Origin of the sequence: Pseudomonas khavaziana (assembly GCF_036704165.1) — a bacterium.
GTDB lineage: Bacteria > Pseudomonadota > Gammaproteobacteria > Pseudomonadales > Pseudomonadaceae > Aquipseudomonas > Aquipseudomonas khavaziana.
On sequence record NZ_CP129946.1, the window covers coordinates 4,136,866 to 4,153,375 of the forward strand.

The 16,510-nt window shown below is 61.1% G+C and carries 12 protein-coding genes; 7 read left to right on the forward strand and 5 right to left on the reverse strand.

Features of this window, described 5'->3' with window-relative positions; all coding sequences use genetic code 11:
• Positions 1 to 50 precede the first annotated feature (50 nt).
• Positions 51 to 611 (forward strand): cytochrome b, encoded by a 561-nt coding sequence (locus QYQ93_RS18205; protein ID WP_338475195.1) that lies wholly within the window; start codon positions 51 to 53, stop codon positions 609 to 611.
• Between the two features lie 107 nt (positions 612 to 718).
• Here the strand turns inward: QYQ93_RS18205 and QYQ93_RS18215 are convergent, their stop codons facing one another.
• Positions 719 to 1,606 (reverse strand): 1-aminocyclopropane-1-carboxylate deaminase, encoded by an 888-nt coding sequence (locus QYQ93_RS18215; protein ID WP_338475196.1) that lies wholly within the window; start codon positions 1,604 to 1,606, stop codon positions 719 to 721.
• A 57-nt stretch (positions 1,607 to 1,663) separates the two neighbouring features.
• Complete coding sequence (locus QYQ93_RS18220) at positions 1,664 to 3,703, reverse strand: NADPH-dependent 2,4-dienoyl-CoA reductase (protein ID WP_043049935.1); 2,040 nt, start codon at positions 3,701 to 3,703, stop codon at positions 1,664 to 1,666.
• Positions 3,704 to 3,914: 211 nt separating this feature from the next.
• Here QYQ93_RS18220 and QYQ93_RS18225 point away from each other — a divergent pair, with 211 nt between their 5' ends.
• From QYQ93_RS18225 to QYQ93_RS18245, 4 genes are all read left to right on the forward strand, one after another.
• The gene (locus QYQ93_RS18225) at positions 3,915 to 5,045 is read left to right on the forward strand and encodes a carbon-nitrogen hydrolase family protein (RefSeq protein WP_043049934.1); all 1,131 of its coding nucleotides are present in this window, start codon (positions 3,915 to 3,917) and stop codon (positions 5,043 to 5,045) included.
• Between the two features lie 3 nt (positions 5,046 to 5,048).
• Complete coding sequence (locus QYQ93_RS18230; RefSeq protein ID WP_043049933.1) at positions 5,049 to 6,083, forward strand: AraC family transcriptional regulator; 1,035 nt, start codon at positions 5,049 to 5,051, stop codon at positions 6,081 to 6,083.
• Positions 6,084 to 6,411: 328 nt separating this feature from the next.
• The gene (locus QYQ93_RS18235) at positions 6,412 to 7,416 is read left to right on the forward strand and encodes a transketolase-like TK C-terminal-containing protein (RefSeq protein ID WP_338475197.1); all 1,005 of its coding nucleotides are present in this window, start codon (positions 6,412 to 6,414) and stop codon (positions 7,414 to 7,416) included.
• Between the two features lie 770 nt (positions 7,417 to 8,186).
• Positions 8,187 to 9,739 (forward strand): IS3 family transposase gene (locus QYQ93_RS18245; RefSeq protein ID WP_124421718.1). Its coding sequence is split into 2 segments (ribosomal slippage): positions 8,187 to 8,649 and positions 8,649 to 9,739, totalling 1,554 coding nucleotides; the frame shifts between segments, so codons are not numbered across the junction.
• 313 nt (positions 9,740 to 10,052) lie between these two features.
• Here the strand turns inward: QYQ93_RS18245 and QYQ93_RS18250 are convergent.
• The gene (locus QYQ93_RS18250) at positions 10,053 to 10,523 is read right to left on the reverse strand and encodes a MarR family winged helix-turn-helix transcriptional regulator (protein ID WP_043048694.1); all 471 of its coding nucleotides are present in this window, start codon (positions 10,521 to 10,523) and stop codon (positions 10,053 to 10,055) included.
• A 144-nt stretch (positions 10,524 to 10,667) separates the two neighbouring features.
• Between QYQ93_RS18250 and aceE the strand changes: the two genes are divergently transcribed.
• Positions 10,668 to 13,328 carry a pyruvate dehydrogenase (acetyl-transferring), homodimeric type gene (gene aceE, locus QYQ93_RS18255; protein ID WP_338475198.1) on the forward strand — a complete coding sequence of 887 codons (2,661 nt, stop codon included), beginning with the start codon at positions 10,668 to 10,670 and terminating at the stop codon, positions 13,326 to 13,328.
• A 1-nt stretch (position 13,329) separates the two neighbouring features.
• Here aceE and QYQ93_RS18260 read toward each other — a convergent pair whose 3' ends face one another.
• Positions 13,330 to 14,151, reverse strand: coding sequence for a DUF2242 domain-containing protein (locus QYQ93_RS18260; protein ID WP_338475199.1), 822 nt, complete (start codon positions 14,149 to 14,151; stop codon positions 13,330 to 13,332).
• 89 nt (positions 14,152 to 14,240) lie between these two features.
• Positions 14,241 to 15,140, reverse strand: a complete 900-nt coding sequence (locus tag QYQ93_RS18265) for a LysR family transcriptional regulator (protein WP_043048698.1) — start codon at positions 15,138 to 15,140, stop codon at positions 14,241 to 14,243.
• Positions 15,141 to 15,255: 115 nt separating this feature from the next.
• On the opposite strand from QYQ93_RS18265, the gene QYQ93_RS18270 reads away from it, so the two are divergent.
• Complete coding sequence (locus tag QYQ93_RS18270; protein ID WP_338475200.1) at positions 15,256 to 16,437, forward strand: MFS transporter; 1,182 nt, start codon at positions 15,256 to 15,258, stop codon at positions 16,435 to 16,437.
• The last annotated feature ends 73 nt before the right edge of the window (positions 16,438 to 16,510 follow it).

Consider the following 16,510-nt stretch of genomic DNA (forward strand, 5'->3'; position numbering starts at 1 on the left):
CTCCGTCGCCAAAGAACGGAGGTATGCCCTGATGAGAGAGGAACCCAGCAATGCCGTGGAAAAATTCCGATTCACGCTACAGCAGCATGTCGATTGCGCTGCACTGGTTGATGGTGGTGCTGCTGGCGGTGGTCTACGCCTGCATTGAACTGCGCGGGCAATTCCCCAAAGGCAGCGGTGCGCGCACGTTGATCGTCGAAATGCACTTCATGCTCGGCCTGACCGTGTTTGTGCTGGTGTGGCTGCGCCTGTTTGCACGCAGCCTGGGCGTGGCGCCGAAGATCGTGCCGGCACCGCCGCCATGGCAGAGCCTGCTGGCGACGCTGATGCACTGGGCGTTGTATGCGTTGATGATCGGCTTGCCGATTGCCGGTTGGTTGATCGTCAGTGCCAAAGGGCATTCGGTGATGTTCTATGGGATCGAGCTGCCGCCGCTGATCGCAGAAAACAAGGCGTTGGCCGAGGAGATTGAAGGCTGGCATGTGTTGTTCGCCCAGGTCGGTTATTGGCTGATCGGGCTGCATGCGCTGGCGGGGATCTTTCACCATTATGTGGTGCGCGATAACACTGCTCTGCGCATGATGCCGGGCAGGCACAAGCCCGCCAACTGATAGCCGATACCCTGTAGGAGCGAGCTTGCTCGCGAAAAACCCAAAGGCGCCGCGTGCATTCAGGCTACCCGCGTCATCGTTGACGTTCTTCGCGAGCAAGCTCGCTCCTACGGGAAGCCTCGGCGGCCTTGTAGGCCACCGGTATGGATGAAGATCAGGCGAGTGCCGGGGGTGAAACGTCCGGCCTCGATCTGTTGCTTCAATGCCAGCAACGCCTTGCCGGTATAGAGCGGCTCCAGCTGCAACCCGCAGGCATGTTCGGTGTGCTGGATAAAATCGAGCAGCAGCGGATCGACCTTGGCAAAGCCGCCTCGGCTGGTCTCCAGTAGTTCATAACCGCCCTGCACCAGGGCACTCACATTTCGCGCCACTCCGTGGTCATTCGGCACCGCCATGGCGCCATACACCGGATGCGCGCCAGCCTCGGCCAACACCAACCCGGCCAATGTCGTGCCGGTACCCGCCGCCAACCACCAAGCATCGTAATCCGCCCAACCGAGGTTGCTCAACTGCCCCCGTGCCTGTTCGACCAACACCCCGCAGCCCAGCGCACCAGCCAGCCCACCGCCACCCTCGGGCACCGGATGGAGGTGGGGATATTGTTCGCGCCAAGGCAGCCAAAAGCCCGGCTCATGGCGTGCGCGATAGCCGCCATAACCGAGCCAATGCAGTTGCATGCCGAAGGTCTTGAGATCGAGCACGGTGGGTGTTTCTTGAGGATGGCCGCGCAACAGGCCGACGGTAAGAAAATCAAAGCGCTTGCCCGCCGCCGCCAATGCGTGCAGATGGTTGGAGTAGGCCCCGCCGAGGCTGATAACCCCTTTGGCGCCAATAGCGCGAGCCTGAGCCAGGTGTTCAGTAAGCTTGAACCATTTGTTGCCGCTGATCAGCGGGTCGATGCGGTCCAGGCGCAGCACGGCCAGCTCGACGCCGTTCAGCCAATCCAGTTTCAAAGGTTCAAGGGGCGCGTGGGGCAGCCAGTCGAAAGGACCCATGGGGGCGCATCTGCATGAAAAAAGGGGCGGTAGTCTAACACCGCCCCTGTTGTCGCTTTACAACTCGGCCGCCAGGCGCGAGCCCTGGTTGATGGCGCGCTTGGCGTCCAGCTCGGCGGCCACATCGGCACCGCCGATCAGGTGTACGTTCTGGCCGGCGGCGACCAGGCCGTCGTGCAACTCGCGCAGCGGGTCCTGGCCAGCGCAGATGACTATATTGTCCACCGCCAGCACCTGCGCTTCGCCCTCGGCGCCGATGCGGATGTGCAAGCCTTGATCATCGATCTTCAAGTACTCGACGCTGTTGAGCATCTGCACCTGCTTGTTCTTCAAGCCGGTACGGTGGATCCAGCCGGTGGTCTTGCCCAGGCCATCGCCGACCTTGGAAGTCTTGCGCTGCAGCAGGAACACTTCACGGGCCGGCGCATGGCGCTCGGGCTTGATCCCGGCCACACCGCCACGCGCTTGCAACTGGGTGTCGATACCCCATTCTTTCCAGAACGCCTCGCGATCCAGGCTGGTGGACACGCCTTGGTGTACGAGGAATTCCGATACGTCAAAGCCGATGCCGCCGGCGCCAATCACCGCTACGCGCTTGCCCACCGGCTTGCGCTCAAGGATCACGTCCAGGTAACTCAAGACCTTGGGGTTTTCGACGCCCGGGATCGCCGGGGTGCGTGGCGCGATGCCGGTGGCCAGGATCACCTCGTCATAACCACCCGCCACCAGTTGCTCGACATCCACGCGAGTATTCAGGCACAGCTCGACGTGGGTGGTCTGCAATTTGCGCTTGAAGTAACGCAGGGTTTCAAAGAACTCTTCCTTGCCCGGCACGCGCTTGGCGATATTGAACTGGCCGCCGATCTCGCTGGCGGAATCGAACAAGGTCACTTGGTGCCCGCGCTCGGCGGCCACGGTGGCAGCGGCCAGGCCCGCAGGGCCAGCACCGACGACCGCGATTTTCTTGATCTGCTTGACCGGTAAATAATTGAGCTCGGTTTCATAGCAGGCCCGCGGGTTGACCAGGCAGGTGGTCAGCTTGCCGCCGAAGGTGTGGTCCAGGCACGCCTGGTTGCAGCCGATGCAGGTGTTGATTTCATCAGCACGCCCGGCCGCGGCCTTGTTGACGAACTCCGGGTCGGCGAGAAACGGTCGCGCCATCGAGACCATGTCGGCATCGCCTTCGGCCAGGATCTGCTCGGCGACCTCCGGGGTGTTGATACGGTTGGTGGTGATCAGCGGGATCTGCACCGCGCCGCGCAATTTGGCCGTGACTTTGCTGAACGCGCCACGGGGCACCTTGGTGGCGATCGTCGGGATGCGCGCTTCGTGCCAGCCGATACCGGTGTTGATAATGGTCGCGCCGGCCTGCTCGATGGCCTTGGCCAACTGCACGACTTCTTCCCAGACGCTGCCACCTTCCACCAGGTCGAGCATCGACAGGCGGAAGATAATGATGAAATTCGGGCCTACGGCTTCACGCACACGGCGCACGATTTCCACCGCCAGGCGCATGCGGTTTTCAAAGCTGCCGCCCCAGCGGTCGGTGCGGTGGTTGGTGTGGGCAGCGAGGAACTGGTTAATGAAGTAGCCTTCCGAGCCCATGATTTCCACGCCGTCGTATTCGGCGACCTGGGCCAGCAACGAGCAGGTGACGAAATCCTGGATCTGCTTCTCGATGCCCTCTTCATCCAGTTCCCTGGGCTTGAACGGGTTGATCGGCGCCTGGATCGCGCTGGGTGCCACCTGTTTGGGACTGTAGGCGTAGCGTCCGGCGTGGAGGATCTGCATGCAGATCTTGCCACCCGCCTCGTGCACGGCCTGGGTGACAATCTTGTGTTTCTGCGCTTCTTCGTCAGTGGTCAGCTTGGCGGCACCGGCATACACACCGCCTTCATCATTCGGGCCAATGCCGCCGGTGACCATCAGGCCCACGCCACCGCGGGCGCGCTCGGCAAAGTAGGCCGCCATGCGCTCGAAACCACCGGGTTTTTCTTCCAGGCCGGTGTGCATCGAGCCCATCAGGGTACGGTTGCGCAGGGTGGTGAAACCCAGGTCCAACGGGGCCAGCAGGTGCGGGTAGGCAGCAGCGGTCATGGTACAGCTCCACAACGGATCATCACGGGACGTGGCGCACTCGAACGGCGTGCCATCGGTTTATGTCCCACAGACTAAGAGGCAGCGGAGCACGGCTCAATGACTGAAACTGACAAGTTATTGATCCAAATGCACAGCGCCCCTTGGCAAGCCGCGCCATGGGCCCTACCCTAGTCGCGAACCCTGTACCCGGTCTGTTGTCTGTTGCCCCATGCGTAAACTTCTAGCATTCACCGTCACCATGGCCCTGGTTGCCGCCCTCGCCGCGTATCTGGTCTGGACCCAGGAGCGCCCCGTGGCGCATTACCTGTCGGACCTGCGCATCACCCTCGCCGTCAACGAGGGCCAGCCGGCCGAGCGTGGCAACCTGCTGGGCATCCAGCCCGAGCTGTTCCCCGCCGACTACCAGAGCCTGGAACGCCTGCACCTGAAGCTTTCGGCCTACCTGCAAAACGCACGGGACCTGGGCCTGATCAACCCCAAGACCATCGTGGTGCTGCCCGAACATATCGGCACCTGGCTGATGCTCAGTGGCGAAAAAAACGAGCTGTACCAGGCCGCGCATCTGAAGGACGCCATGCACTGGCTGTCGATCAGCAACCCGCTGCCCTTCATGCGTGCCTGGATCAGCGCCACCGGTGACAACCGCATGGACGACGCGTATCTGCGCATGAAAGCCCCGGCCATGGCCCAAGACTACCAAGTACTGTTCGGCGGCCTGGCCAAGGAGTTCGGCGTGACCCTGGTGGCCGGTTCCATCGCCCTGCCCAACCCGACTGTCAGCCAGGGGGTGCTGCAGGTAGGCCACGGCCCGCTGTACAACGCCAGCCTGGTGTTTGCCGCCGACGGCCTGCCATTGGGCCAGCCGCAGCGCCAGCTCTACCCGATCTACGATGAACGCGGGTTTATCGCGCCAGGGGATGAAAACATCCTCAGCGTGGTCGACACGCCCGCCGGGCGCCTGGGTATTCTGGTAGGCAGCGACAGCTGGTACCCGGACAACTACCGCAAGCTCAACGAACAGGGTGCTCAACTGATCGCGGTGCCAGCCTTTGTCACCGGGCGCGACACCTGGGACCGCCCATGGCGTGGCTTCAAGAGCGTGTCGACACCTGCTGAAGTCAGTCTCAAGCCCGAAGAAACCAGTGAGGGCGCTGCCTGGCGCCGCCTGACCCTGATCAGCCAGCAACCCGTCAGCCAAGCCACGGCGGGCATGAGCGTATTTTTACGTGGGCAGTTCTGGGACCTGGGCAGTGCCGGCCAGAGCTTTCTCAGCAGCAACGGGCAAGTGTTCGCCGACAGCGACGCCCGCGGTGCGCGCCTGCTGAACATCTGGTTGTAGCCCTTGAAGCCGGTGCGCCTGGGGGATTTGTCGGTGGGCTTCGTGCACACCCTGGCCGACGCCATCCACAGCCACGGCCTGGACCCGCAACCGCTGCTGCTGCAATACGGCCTCGATCCGGCACGCCTGGCCGAGGCCGGCGCACGCTTATCGATCCCGCGCTACATGCGCCTGGGTCACGCGGCCATCCAACTGACCGGCGACCCGGGCCTGGGCCTGCGCATGGGCCAGCTCAGTCGCTTGAGCCAGGCTGGCCTAGCCGGCGTCACCGCCGCCCAGGCGCCCAATGTGCGCGAAGCGGCGCGCACACTGACACGCTTTGAAGCGCTGTACGGCTCCAACTATCGCGGGCAATCGAGTTTTCACGAGGATGCCAAGGGCGCTTGGCTGCGGTTCTATTCCATCAGCCCCTACAACGCCTATAACCGTTTTGTCGTCGATTCGATCATCGCCGGTTGGCTGCAGCAATTGTCTGGCCTGGCGCAGCAGCCGGTGCAGGCGCAACGGATCGAAATCGAATTCCAGGCGCCGGACTACCACGAACAATACAGCGTGCTGGGAGACGGCCTGGTGCACTTCGGCGCCGACGCCAATCAACTGCGCCTCAGCCAACCGACCCTGGCCCTGCGCAACCCACAGCATTGCCCCAGCACCTGGCACCTGTTGTTGCAGTTGTGTGAGAGAGAGTTGGAGCAGTTGACCCGCACCCGTAGCCTGCGCGAGCGCATCACCCAGTTGCTCGGGCCGATGCTCAATGGCGGCCGGGAACCCGACCTGGAAGAAGTGGCGGCACGCTTGAAACTGCCGACCTGGACACTGCGGCGCAAACTGGCCGAGGAAGGCACGCAGTTTCGCGCCATTCTCAACGACACCCGCCGCGACCTGGCCATGACCTATATTCGCGATACGGAACTGGCATTCGGCGAAATCGCCTACTTGCTCGGTTTTTCTTCGGCCCAAGCCTTCCAGCGGGCCTTCAGGCGCTGGAACAACCAGACCCCAGGGGAATTTCGCCGCAGTCAGCGGCATTGCGCCTGAGGTCGGTCTTACAGCTCGGTGGCATCGTCGGCGGGATCCAGCGGATCCAGCTCGAATGCCTGGTACTCCAGCAATTCTTCCTGGTATTCGTCCATGGTGAACTCCTTCTTGAATTGAAAGCGGTTGCAGATAAATGACCTGCAAACCCAGCCTAAAGTGCCGTCATGACGAAAAAATGTCGACGTGATGACATTCCGGTATTTCAGGGTTAAACGCGCCAGGGTCGGGATGATTTAAACGCGAGGCTTTTCAGATGCAATTGCAATCATTGCAAATGCAACCACATTTCCATTAGGGTACGAGCATCCGTTGAAAGGAGCTTCGCCCCATGCCTGCTTCCACCGCGTATTCTGCGCAGCGCTGCATCGATGCGCTCGACACCGCCGCCAGCCCGGGCAACTCGCCGTTGAATACGGTCATGACTATCGCCAATACCTTGGAATCCGGCCGAGAAGCCTGGGTGATCCGCGGCCAGTCACGCAGCCGCCGCGTGGGCAACTGGCCCACCTGGTTCGCGCGCAATAACGGCGAAAAACCCCTGCTCTACCTGCACAGCGCGACATCGTCGGCACAGCTGTGTGCACTGTCGGACCAGATCGCCCAGCGTGGCATCTTGTGCAATGACATCGAAAACCAGCCCTCCCCATGGCCCAAGGGCGCGCACCCGTCGCTGCCGTTGTGGCTGGCGACCCATCCGCGCTGCACCCCCTACGATCCCGCCTCGGGTGACGAAGCCAGGGCGATTGTGCTGGCGGGGCTGCGCACGCTGTACGTCGACGGGCAGCCGGGTTTTTATTACCTGGCGCTGCATGATCAGGACGCTAGCACCACGCTGGATAGCCAGGACCGTGCAGACGCCCACAAAGGCATGTATCCGATCCAACGTGGCCAAGTGGCAGATGTGCGCCTGCTCGGCGCTGGCCGGGCGCTTGAAGAAGTCATGCTCGCCGCTCGGTTGCTGGCACAGGACTGGAATATCACCGCGCAGGTATGGAGCTGCCCCAGCTACACACGGCTGGCCCGTGAGGCGGCGGCGGCCGAGCGCTGGAATCGCTTGCATCCCCTGGCCCCCACGCGCAGTTGCCATTTGCGTGAGTGCCTGGCGGGAAATACAGCGCCGGTGATTGCAGTGACCGGCTATCCGCAGGCGATTGTCGATCAGTTGAGAGCCCACGTAGATACGCGGTTTATAGCGTTGGGCGCGGGGTCGGTGCAGGCGACGGCGCCGAGTCGGTATTGGGTGGTGGTATCGGCGCTCAGGGCGTTGGCGGAGCAAGGACGGATCGATGCATTAGACGTGACGAAGGCAATGGCCCGCTACCCACTTGGATGAGCTGGAGTGTGGGAGCCGCCGCCACATCTTCGATGTGACGCTGTCGCGCCGCAAACTAGGGAGCTCGTTCCCGTGGCAGCCTGACAGCCGAGCAGGATGTTGGTTTTCGTCCTGGGTACATATCCGTTATTTGGGCAACGGCCACTTATGGTTCCGCTTTTACAGCGGCTCACTTTTGAAAGGCCGGAATGCCGGCCCAGGCAAAAGTAAGCAAAATGCTCTTGCCCCACCACTCGGCACCTCGCCTAGGCTCGGTGTGCCCTCACTCCGGCTTGGTTTAACGGGGCGCCTAAGATCAAAAGCAAGATCAAGAGCGACTCGCTGCGCATCGCAGATACGCTGGCGGCGCTTGTGCTTTTCTGTAGGAGCGAGCTTGCTCGCGAAAAACCTGAGAACGCCGCGTTCTTTCTGGTTTCCCGCGTCATCGTTAACGACCTTCGCGGGCAAGCCCGCTCCCACAGGGGTACGCGCACGCTTCAACGATCAGGTCGGCTATAAGGCCGCCTCGCTGTGTTTTTGATCTCAGGCGCCCCGTTAAACCACGCTGGCCGGAATTCGACAGGGATTTGGGGGGTAAACCGGCAGGGATGCCGGTTTAGCCGCCCCGCGCCATGGATGGCGCGTGGCGGCGCCCCCCAAATCCATGGCGGATTACGGGCACACCGAGCCTAGGCGAGGTGCCGAGTGGTGGGGCCCCCGGTGTCAGGATAGTTGTCGCCTCTCCTGATTTACCCCCAAAAAAGCATACCGAGGGCGGAAAGAGACAGGTTGTGACGTACTATTCACCCGAACGTAAAGCCACATTGCTTAAGATGTTGCTTCCCCCGCTGAACCTGACGGTAGCCGAAGTTTGTCGCCGTGAAGGGGTCAGCGATGTATCGCTGTATACCTGGCGCAAGATGGCCAGTGTCCAAGGAAGCAAAGTGCCAGAAGATATATCGCTTTCTGATAAATGGTCTGCTGAGGCCCGGTTGACCGCTGTCATTGAAACAGCCAGCCTGACGCAACTTGAATTAGGTGAGTACTGCCGTCGAAACGGCCTTTACCCCGAGCAGATCAATGCTTGGCGTCAAGCCTGTATTAGCGGTCAAGAGGCGGTGCAGATCCAAAAAATGGCTGACCATGAGCAGACGCGTAAAGACAAAAAACGCATCCTGGAGCTGGAGCGCGATCTGCGCCGTAAAGACGCTGCATTGGCCGAAACCGCAGCGTTGTTAGTGCTGCGAAAAAAGCTCAACGATTACTGGGGGACCGACGGCGAGGACAACTGACTTCTTTGCCGGAACGGCAGTTGTTGGTGGGTTGGTTGATTGAAGCCATCGTCGCAGGCGCCCGAAAATTACGCGCTTGCCAAGAGGTTGGACTGTCGCTGCGAACCTTGCAGCGCTGGACTCAGGCGCCAGAGTTACAGGCCGATGCGCGCACCACCACCTTGCGGCCCAAGCCGCGTAATGCGCTGAGTGAAATTGAAAGACAAGCCATCGTAACCCTGTGCAACAGCCCGCTATACGCCCATTTACCTCCCAGCCAGATCGTTCCGCGCCTGGCAGACGAAGCACGGTATCTGGCGTCGGAAGCTACGTTTTATCGCATCTTGCGAGCAGCCGGCCAACAACACCACAGAGGTCGTAGTCGACGACCTCGGCGCGTAGTAATGCCGACAACGCACGCAGCTCAGAGGCCTAATCAGGTGTGGTCGTGGGACATCACGTATCTTCCTTCGCCCATACGCGGTAAGTATTTTTACCTGTATTTGATCGAAGATATTTACAGCCGCAAGGCGGTAGGTTGGGAAGTTTATGATGAAGAAAGTGGTGAAAAAGCTGCTGCGCTGTTGCAACGTAGCGTGATCAATGAGAAGTGCCTGCGTGAGCCCTTGGTATTGCACTCTGATAACGGAGCGCCAATGAAATCGGTGACGCTGTTAAGCAAAATGTATGAGCTGGGTATCACGCCTTCTCGCGGTCGTCCACGTGTAAGCAATGACAACCCGTATTCGGAATCACTGTTTAGAACATTGAAATACTGCCCGCAATGGCCCTTGGAAGGCTTCGCCAGCTTAGACGCTGCACGGACTTGGGTGAGGGATTTTATGCGGTGGTACAACAGCGAACACAGGCACAGCCGGATCCGCTTCGTCACCCCATCAGAGCGCCATGGAGGGAAAGATCATCAGATACTGGCGCTGCGTCATGAGCTGTATGAGCGGGAGCGCCGGAAAAGACCTGAACGGTGGTCAGGACAAACACGTAACTGGGAACCAGTAGGAACGGTGCTGCTGAATCCGGATAGGGAACAGCAGACCGAACAAAAAGCGGCATAGCAGACGGTTGACGCGACAACTACCTTGAAAAACGCCGGCCGAGTGGTGGGGCAAGAGCGTTTTGCTTACTTTGCCGCTTTTGCAAAGTGAGCCGCCGTAAGGGCGGAACCTATAGTGGCCGTTACCTAAGCAACGGATATGTACTCGCCCCAACAACCCAACAACCCGGTCACATCGTCGACGTGGCGCCGTCGCGCAGCAACCTGGACCGCCGCCAAAATATCCGGCGTTAGGACTAAATTTTAACTCTTTAAAATCAGTAGCTTACTTGTAGTTTGATAAGAGCAGGCATGCATTGGCTTTTGATTGTTGCTCAGCGCTTGCCGCGGCTGCGGGTCGGCACGCCCGCCTCCATCGCAAGCCCCGCAGTGCGCTCCAGGGCATCGGCAAACGCCTGGCGTTGCCCAGGTTCGATCTGCGACAGGAACAGCTCGTCCACGGTGCTTTCGTAGATCTTCCACATTTTTTTGCGCAGCACCCGGCCGGCGTCCGTGATCGAGGCAAACGCCGCACGACCGTCGCCGTCGGAACGCGAGCGCACCACCAGGCCGTCCTTTTCCAGGCGATCCACCAGGCGCGTGAGGTTGTAACGCTCGATGGCCAGCACATCGGCCAATTCGTGCATGCGCCGGGTACCGTCGGGCCCGCTTTCCAGGCCCCACAAGGCGTCGTACCAGGCATACGGCGGCAGGTCCGCCGCGGCCAGCCTCCGCTCGATTTCACGGATGACCGTCCTATGGGCCCTGACAAAACGGAACCAGACATCCGGCTCTTTCGACGACATGCAACACCATCCGGGGGATTTCAAGAAGGTTGCAATAGTAGCTCATCCCGCGCTAGATTCCGTCATGTAGTTGCAATTGCAACTACATTTGCGTCACTCCCACAAGGAGCTCGCCGCTTGAATCCGCCTACCCTGGAGCCTCACATGACCTCGAATAACACAGCAAGACTCGACGATGATCCACAGGAAACCCGCGAATGGCTGGAGTCCATCGAATCGGTGCTGTCCACCGAAGGCCGCCCCCGCGCCCATTACCTGATCGACCAGTTGCTGGATTTCGACGTTGCGCGCCATGGCGACTTCTACGGGCGGGTCACCACCCCCTACGTCAACAGCATCCCGGTCGAACGCCAACTGCCCTACCCTGGCAACCTGGATATCGAGCGTCGCACCAATGCATTTATCCGCTGGAACGCCATGGCGATGGTCTTGCGCGCAGGTAAACACTCAGGTGTGGGTGGGCATATCGCCACCTACGCATCAGCGGCGGTGTTGTATGACGTCGGCTTCGATCATTTTTTCCGTGGCCGAACCGACACCTTCGACGGCGACCTGGTGTACATCCAGGGCCACTCCTCCCCAGGCATCTACGGCCGCGCCTACCTGGAAGGCCGCATCAGCGAAGCCCAACTCGACAACTTCCGTCGCGAGGCCGGCGGCGAGGGACTGTCGTCCTACCCTCACCCACGGCTGATGCCCGATTTCTGGCAATTTCCCACCGTGTCCATGGGCCTTGGGCCGATTACCGCCGCCTACCAGGCGCGGTTCATGCGTTACCTGGAGTTTCGCGCCCTCAAGCAACACCAGGGCCGCAAGGTGTGGGCCTTCCTCGGCGATGGCGAAATGGACCAGCCGGAATCCCTGGCCGCCATCTCCCTGGCAGGCCGCGAAAAACTCGACAACCTGATCTTCGTGGTCAACTGCAACCTGCAACGCCTGGACGGCCCGGTGCGCGGCAATGCCAAGGTAATCCAGGAGTTCGAGAGCCTGTATCGCGCCGCCGGTTGGAATGTGATCAAGGTGATCTGGGGAGGCGGTTGGGACGCACTGCTGGAGAAGGACCAGAGCGGCCTACTGCGCCAACGCATGATGGAGTGCGTGGACGGCGACTATCAGAACTACAAATCCCAGAATGGCGCTTATGTGCGTGAACACTTCTTTGGCAAATACCCGGAGTTGCTGGCGCTGGTTGCGGACATGTCCGACGACGATATCTGGAAACTCTCACGGGGCGGGCATGACCCGGACAAGGTCTACAACGCCTACGCCGCCGCCGTGCGCCACAAGGGCCAGCCAACGGTGATCCTGGCCAAGACCGTGAAGGGTTTTGGCATGGGTGAAGCCGGCGAAGGCCAGAACATCAACCATCAGCTGAAGAAGATGGGCGCCGACGCGGTAAAGGCCTTTCGCGACCGCTTCGGCCTGGAAGTCGCCGATGACCGGCTCGACGAAATCCCTTACCTCAAACCCGCCGCCGACAGCGAAGAAGCCCGCTACTTCGCCGCAAGACGCCAAGCCCTGGGCGGCTATGTACCGGCGCGCCACACGGCTGTCACCCCCCTGCAGATCCCCGAACTGAGCGCGTTTGCCACCCAACTCAAAGACACCGGCGAACGCGCCATCTCCACCACCATGGCCTTTGTGCGCATCCTCGGCACCCTGCTCAAGGACCCGCACCTGGGCAAGCTGATCGTGCCCATCGTGCCGGATGAGTCGCGTACCTTCGGCATGGAAAGCCTGTTTCGCCAGATCGGCATCCACTCCGCCGTCGGACAACTCTACACCCCCCAGGACGCAGGGCAATTGAGCTACTACAAGGAGAGCAAGGATGGACAGATCATGCAGGAAGGGCTGAATGAATCCGGCGCCATTTCTTCGTGGATCGCGGCGAGTACGTCCTACAGCAATCATGGCCTGATGACTGTGCCGTTCTACATTTTCTATTCGATGTTCGGCTTCCAGCGCGTTGGCGACCTGGCCTGGGCCGCGGGTGATGCACGTGCGCGCGGCTTCCTGCTGGGTGCCACGGCCGGGCGCACCACGCTGATGGGCGAAGGCTTGCAGCACGACGACGGGCACAGTCATATCCTGGCGTCGGTGATTCCGTGCTGCGTGGCCTATGACCCAACGTTTGCCTACGAACTGGCGGTGATTATTCGCGAGGGCATGCGGCGCATGTATGTCGAGCAAGAGGACATCTATTACTACATCACCCTGCTCAACGAAAATTACCCGCACCCAGCGATGCCCGAAGGCGTTGAAGAAGGAATCCTCAAGGGCATGTATCCGCTGAGCACCCACCCGCAAGCGCAGGTGCAACTGATGGGCAGCGGCTCGATCTTGCGCGAAGTGATCGCCGCAGCCGAGCTGCTCGCCAAGGATTTCGCCGTGCACAGCGATGTCTGGAGCGTCACCAGCTTGACCGAGCTGCGCCGTGACGGGCATGCCGCCGAGCGCAGGAACCTGCTGCATCCGCAAAGCGAGCCGCGCCAGAGCTATGTCGAAACCTGCCTCACCGGGAGAACCGGAGCAGTGGTGGTAGCGACAGACTACATGAAGTTATTTGCCGACCAGATTCGCCCCTTCGTGCACGGTCGCCGTTTCGTCGCACTGGGCACCGACGGGTTCGGGCAGTCGGATACCCGCGAAGCATTGCGCGAGTTTTTCGAGGTCGACCGCCACTTCATTGTTCTGGCGGCCTTGAAGGCGTTGGCGGATGACGGTGTGATTGGCCGGGACAAAATCGCCCTGGCCATCAGCCGCTACGGGATCAACGTCGACAAGGTAGATCCCGTAGCCGTCTGAGTCACTGCGCAGGCGCTGGCAGCGGCGGAATCGCCTCTGTCGGTGCCGGCAGGCTGGGGTTGCTCGGCGCCGGCGCAGGCTCGGTTACCGGTGTCGGGGCCGGCGCAGGTTCCGGGTTCGGCTCTGGAGTCGGCGCGATCGGCGCTGCCTCAGGTGGCGGCGCAAGCGGTTGCGCGGCGGCAGGCGGCAGTGTGTCCTGCGGCGCCTCGACCTTCTCGGCAGCCGGCGCAGCCTTGGGTTCGGGCATGCCCAGGTCAGCCTTGGGCTTTTCGGGAATATGCTCGGCCTGCTTCACCTCCTGGGGCAGGAACACATCCACCAGGGCGAAGTACCGCTCGTAGAACTTCGGCGCCGAGACGGTTTCGCTCGCCACCTTCACCATCGAGTCATCGGTGGAGCCAATCGGCATCGACACCGAGCCCAGTACACCCACGCCCAGGCTGGCGGAGTTGTTGACCTTCTTCAACGCATAGCGATCCTGCAAGGCATTGGCAAACATCGTCGAGTGATTGCTGCCCTTGCCATCTGCGGCACACACCACATTGAAGCTGATCTGCAGGTGGGTTTCGCCGGTCTGCTGGAAGCTCTTGTTGCCGGCCACCAACTTGGGATCGCTGCTGGTGATGATGTAACCCTGGCTCAGCAACGCACGGCGCGCCGCTTCACAGGCGGCCACGTCGCTGACCGGGTAATCACGGGAAAACGTACCGGAGTCATCGAAATTCTCGTGTTCATAGATAGCGGTCTTGGGTGACGAGCAACCCGCTGCGCCCGCCAGCACCAGCGCCAACCCGAGGCTGCGCAAGTGAAATGATGTCGACATTGAAAATCCTGAGGAAAACGGTCCGGACGGTATTGTGCAACAGAACGAGCCTTGGAGGCGCGCATTCCTGTCGGTAAAACGTCACCGGCTCAGGGAACCGCGCCGGTAGGAAAAAGCCCGGCACACATATGGTCGATGAATACCCGCAGTTTGGCCGAGGCATGGCGACTGGCCGGCCACAACAACCAGAAACTGCCGCGGTGCTCAAGGTGCTCGTCCAGCACTCGCTGCAATTGCCCTGTGCTTACCGCCTGGTTGACCATGTAGTCCGGCAGGCATGCAATACCGAGACCTTCCTGCACCACATGATAGAGCGACTCGATGGTGGTACTGACCAATGGCGTGCGCAGGCTCGGCTCCGTTGAGCCCGGAACCTGACGCAGGGGCCAGGGCTCCAGCTTGCCGGTGGCGCAGAATTTATGCCGCAGACAGGCGTGGTGATCCAGGTGTTGCGGCTGACTTGGAATGCCGTGCTGCTCAAAGTAGCCGGGCGTGCCGACGAGGACCAATTGGTAGTGCCCCAGATGGCGCGCCATCAAGCGCGAATCTTCCGGTTTGCCGGTGCGAATCACCGCATCAAAGCCCTCTTCGATCACGTCCACCATGCGGTCGGAAAAATCCACGTCCAACTCGATTTCCGGATAGGCCCGCATAAAGTCGCTGATCACCGGCATCAACAAACCACGCACCTGGGGCACGCTGATACGCAACTTCCCTCGAGGCGTGGCGCTGGCCTGGGTCAACTCCTGTTCGGCCGCCTCCACTTCCGCCAGGATGCGTCGCGAGCGCTCCAGGAACAGCGCGCCCTCACTGGTCAGGGTGATACTGCGGGTGCTGCGATGAAACAGCCGGACCCCCAGGCGCTCTTCCATCCGCGCGATGCTTTTGCCTACCGCCGAGGATGACACACCCAATATCCGGCCCGCCGCGGTAAAGCTGCGGGTGTCCGCGACCTGTACGAATACCGAGAGACTGCCCAGATTGTCCATGGTGATGCCTTGAATGATTACGGACAACAACGTCCGATAAGTTCGGAACCTTAGCCTGTTTTTCCGCACGCCGCAGCCCCATACCCTGTCTCCTTGCCTCTTCAAGGAGAACCCCATGAACGACAGCCCTTTATTGGCCGCTACTGCCCCCCAGCATGAGGCCCTCCCCCTGGCAGGCTTGCTGACCTTGGCCTCGGCTGGCTTTATCACCATTCTTACCGAGGCGATGCCCGCCGGATTGCTGCCGCAAATGAGTGCAGGGCTGGGCGTGTCCCAGGCCCTGGTCGGGCAGTTGGTGACGCTCTACGCCCTCGGCTCGTTACTCGCGGCCATCCCCCTGACGCTACTGACCCGAGGCTGGCGCAGACGTCCCCTGCTATTGATTGCCATTGGCGGCTTTGCCTTGGTCAACAGTGTTACCGCGTTTTCCAGCCACTATGGCCTGACCTTGATCGCACGCTTTTTCGCGGGTGTGTTCGCTGGGCTGCTGTGGGCACTGCTGGCGGGTTATGCCAGCCGCATGGTTGCGCCTCACCTGCAGGGCCGGGCGATTGCCGTGGCCATGCTCGGCGCGCCGCTGGCCTTGTCCCTCGGCGTACCTGCCGGCACGTTGCTGGGTACGCTGGTCGGTTGGCGCACCAGCTTCGCCATCATGACTGGCCTGACCCTGTTACTGCTGGTATGGGCGCGCTGGCAACTGCCGGACTTCGCCGGTGAACCGGCAAGCAAACGCCTGGGCTTGCATAACGTACTGACCTTACCGGGCATACGTCCGGTGCTGTGGGTGACCCTTACCTACGTATTGGCCCACAACATCCTCTACACCTACATCGCGCCGCTCCTGGTGCCGGCCGGGATTGGCGGCGACATCGACAGGGTATTGCTCGTGTTCGGCTTGATGGCCTTGTTGAGCATCTGGCTGGTAGGCATCTGGATTGACCGGCATTTACGGCTACTGACCCTCATCAGTTGTGCGATGTTCGCCGTGGCCGCCTTGCTGCTTGGGCTCTGGATCAGCTCGCCAATCAGCCTCTACATCAGCGTGGCGTTGTGGGGCCTGGCGTTCGGTGGTCTCGCGGCCCTGTTGCAAACCGCCCTGGCCAAGTCAGCGGGCCATTCGGCCGATGCCGCGCAATCAATGCTGGTCACAGTGTGGAACCTGGGCATTGCCGGGGGAGGATTGGCAGGTGGTTTATTGCTGCAAAGCTTCGGTGTCGAGGTATTCCCATGGGCAGTTTTAGGCCTGATGAGCCTGGCGGTGGGCGCAATCCTGGGTAAGACAACCCACGCACGATGACAAGTTTGTTTACAACTTATTCATCAGCTTCCTATCATCCCCCCTGGGTGCGTCGCTGCATAAAGTACGGCGC

What these genes read in the sequence shown, in the direction of transcription:
- QYQ93_RS18205 (WP_338475195.1), top strand. Translation starts at nt 51, where the DNA reads ATGCCGTGGAAAAATTCCGATTCACGCTACAGCAGCATGTCGATTGCG.
- QYQ93_RS18215 (WP_338475196.1), bottom strand. Translation starts at nt 1,606, where the DNA reads ATGGGTCCTTTCGACTGGCTGCCCCACGCGCCCCTTGAACCTTTGAAA.
- QYQ93_RS18220 (WP_043049935.1), bottom strand. Translation starts at nt 3,703, where the DNA reads ATGACCGCTGCTGCCTACCCGCACCTGCTGGCCCCGTTGGACCTGGGT.
- QYQ93_RS18225 (WP_043049934.1), top strand. Translation starts at nt 3,915, where the DNA reads ATGCGTAAACTTCTAGCATTCACCGTCACCATGGCCCTGGTTGCCGCC.
- QYQ93_RS18235 (WP_338475197.1), top strand. Translation starts at nt 6,412, where the DNA reads ATGCCTGCTTCCACCGCGTATTCTGCGCAGCGCTGCATCGATGCGCTC.
- QYQ93_RS18250 (WP_043048694.1), bottom strand. Translation starts at nt 10,523, where the DNA reads ATGTCGTCGAAAGAGCCGGATGTCTGGTTCCGTTTTGTCAGGGCCCAT.
- aceE (WP_338475198.1), top strand. Translation starts at nt 10,668, where the DNA reads ATGACCTCGAATAACACAGCAAGACTCGACGATGATCCACAGGAAACC.
- QYQ93_RS18260 (WP_338475199.1), bottom strand. Translation starts at nt 14,151, where the DNA reads ATGTCGACATCATTTCACTTGCGCAGCCTCGGGTTGGCGCTGGTGCTG.
- QYQ93_RS18265 (WP_043048698.1), bottom strand. Translation starts at nt 15,140, where the DNA reads ATGGACAATCTGGGCAGTCTCTCGGTATTCGTACAGGTCGCGGACACC.
- QYQ93_RS18270 (WP_338475200.1), top strand. Translation starts at nt 15,256, where the DNA reads ATGAACGACAGCCCTTTATTGGCCGCTACTGCCCCCCAGCATGAGGCC.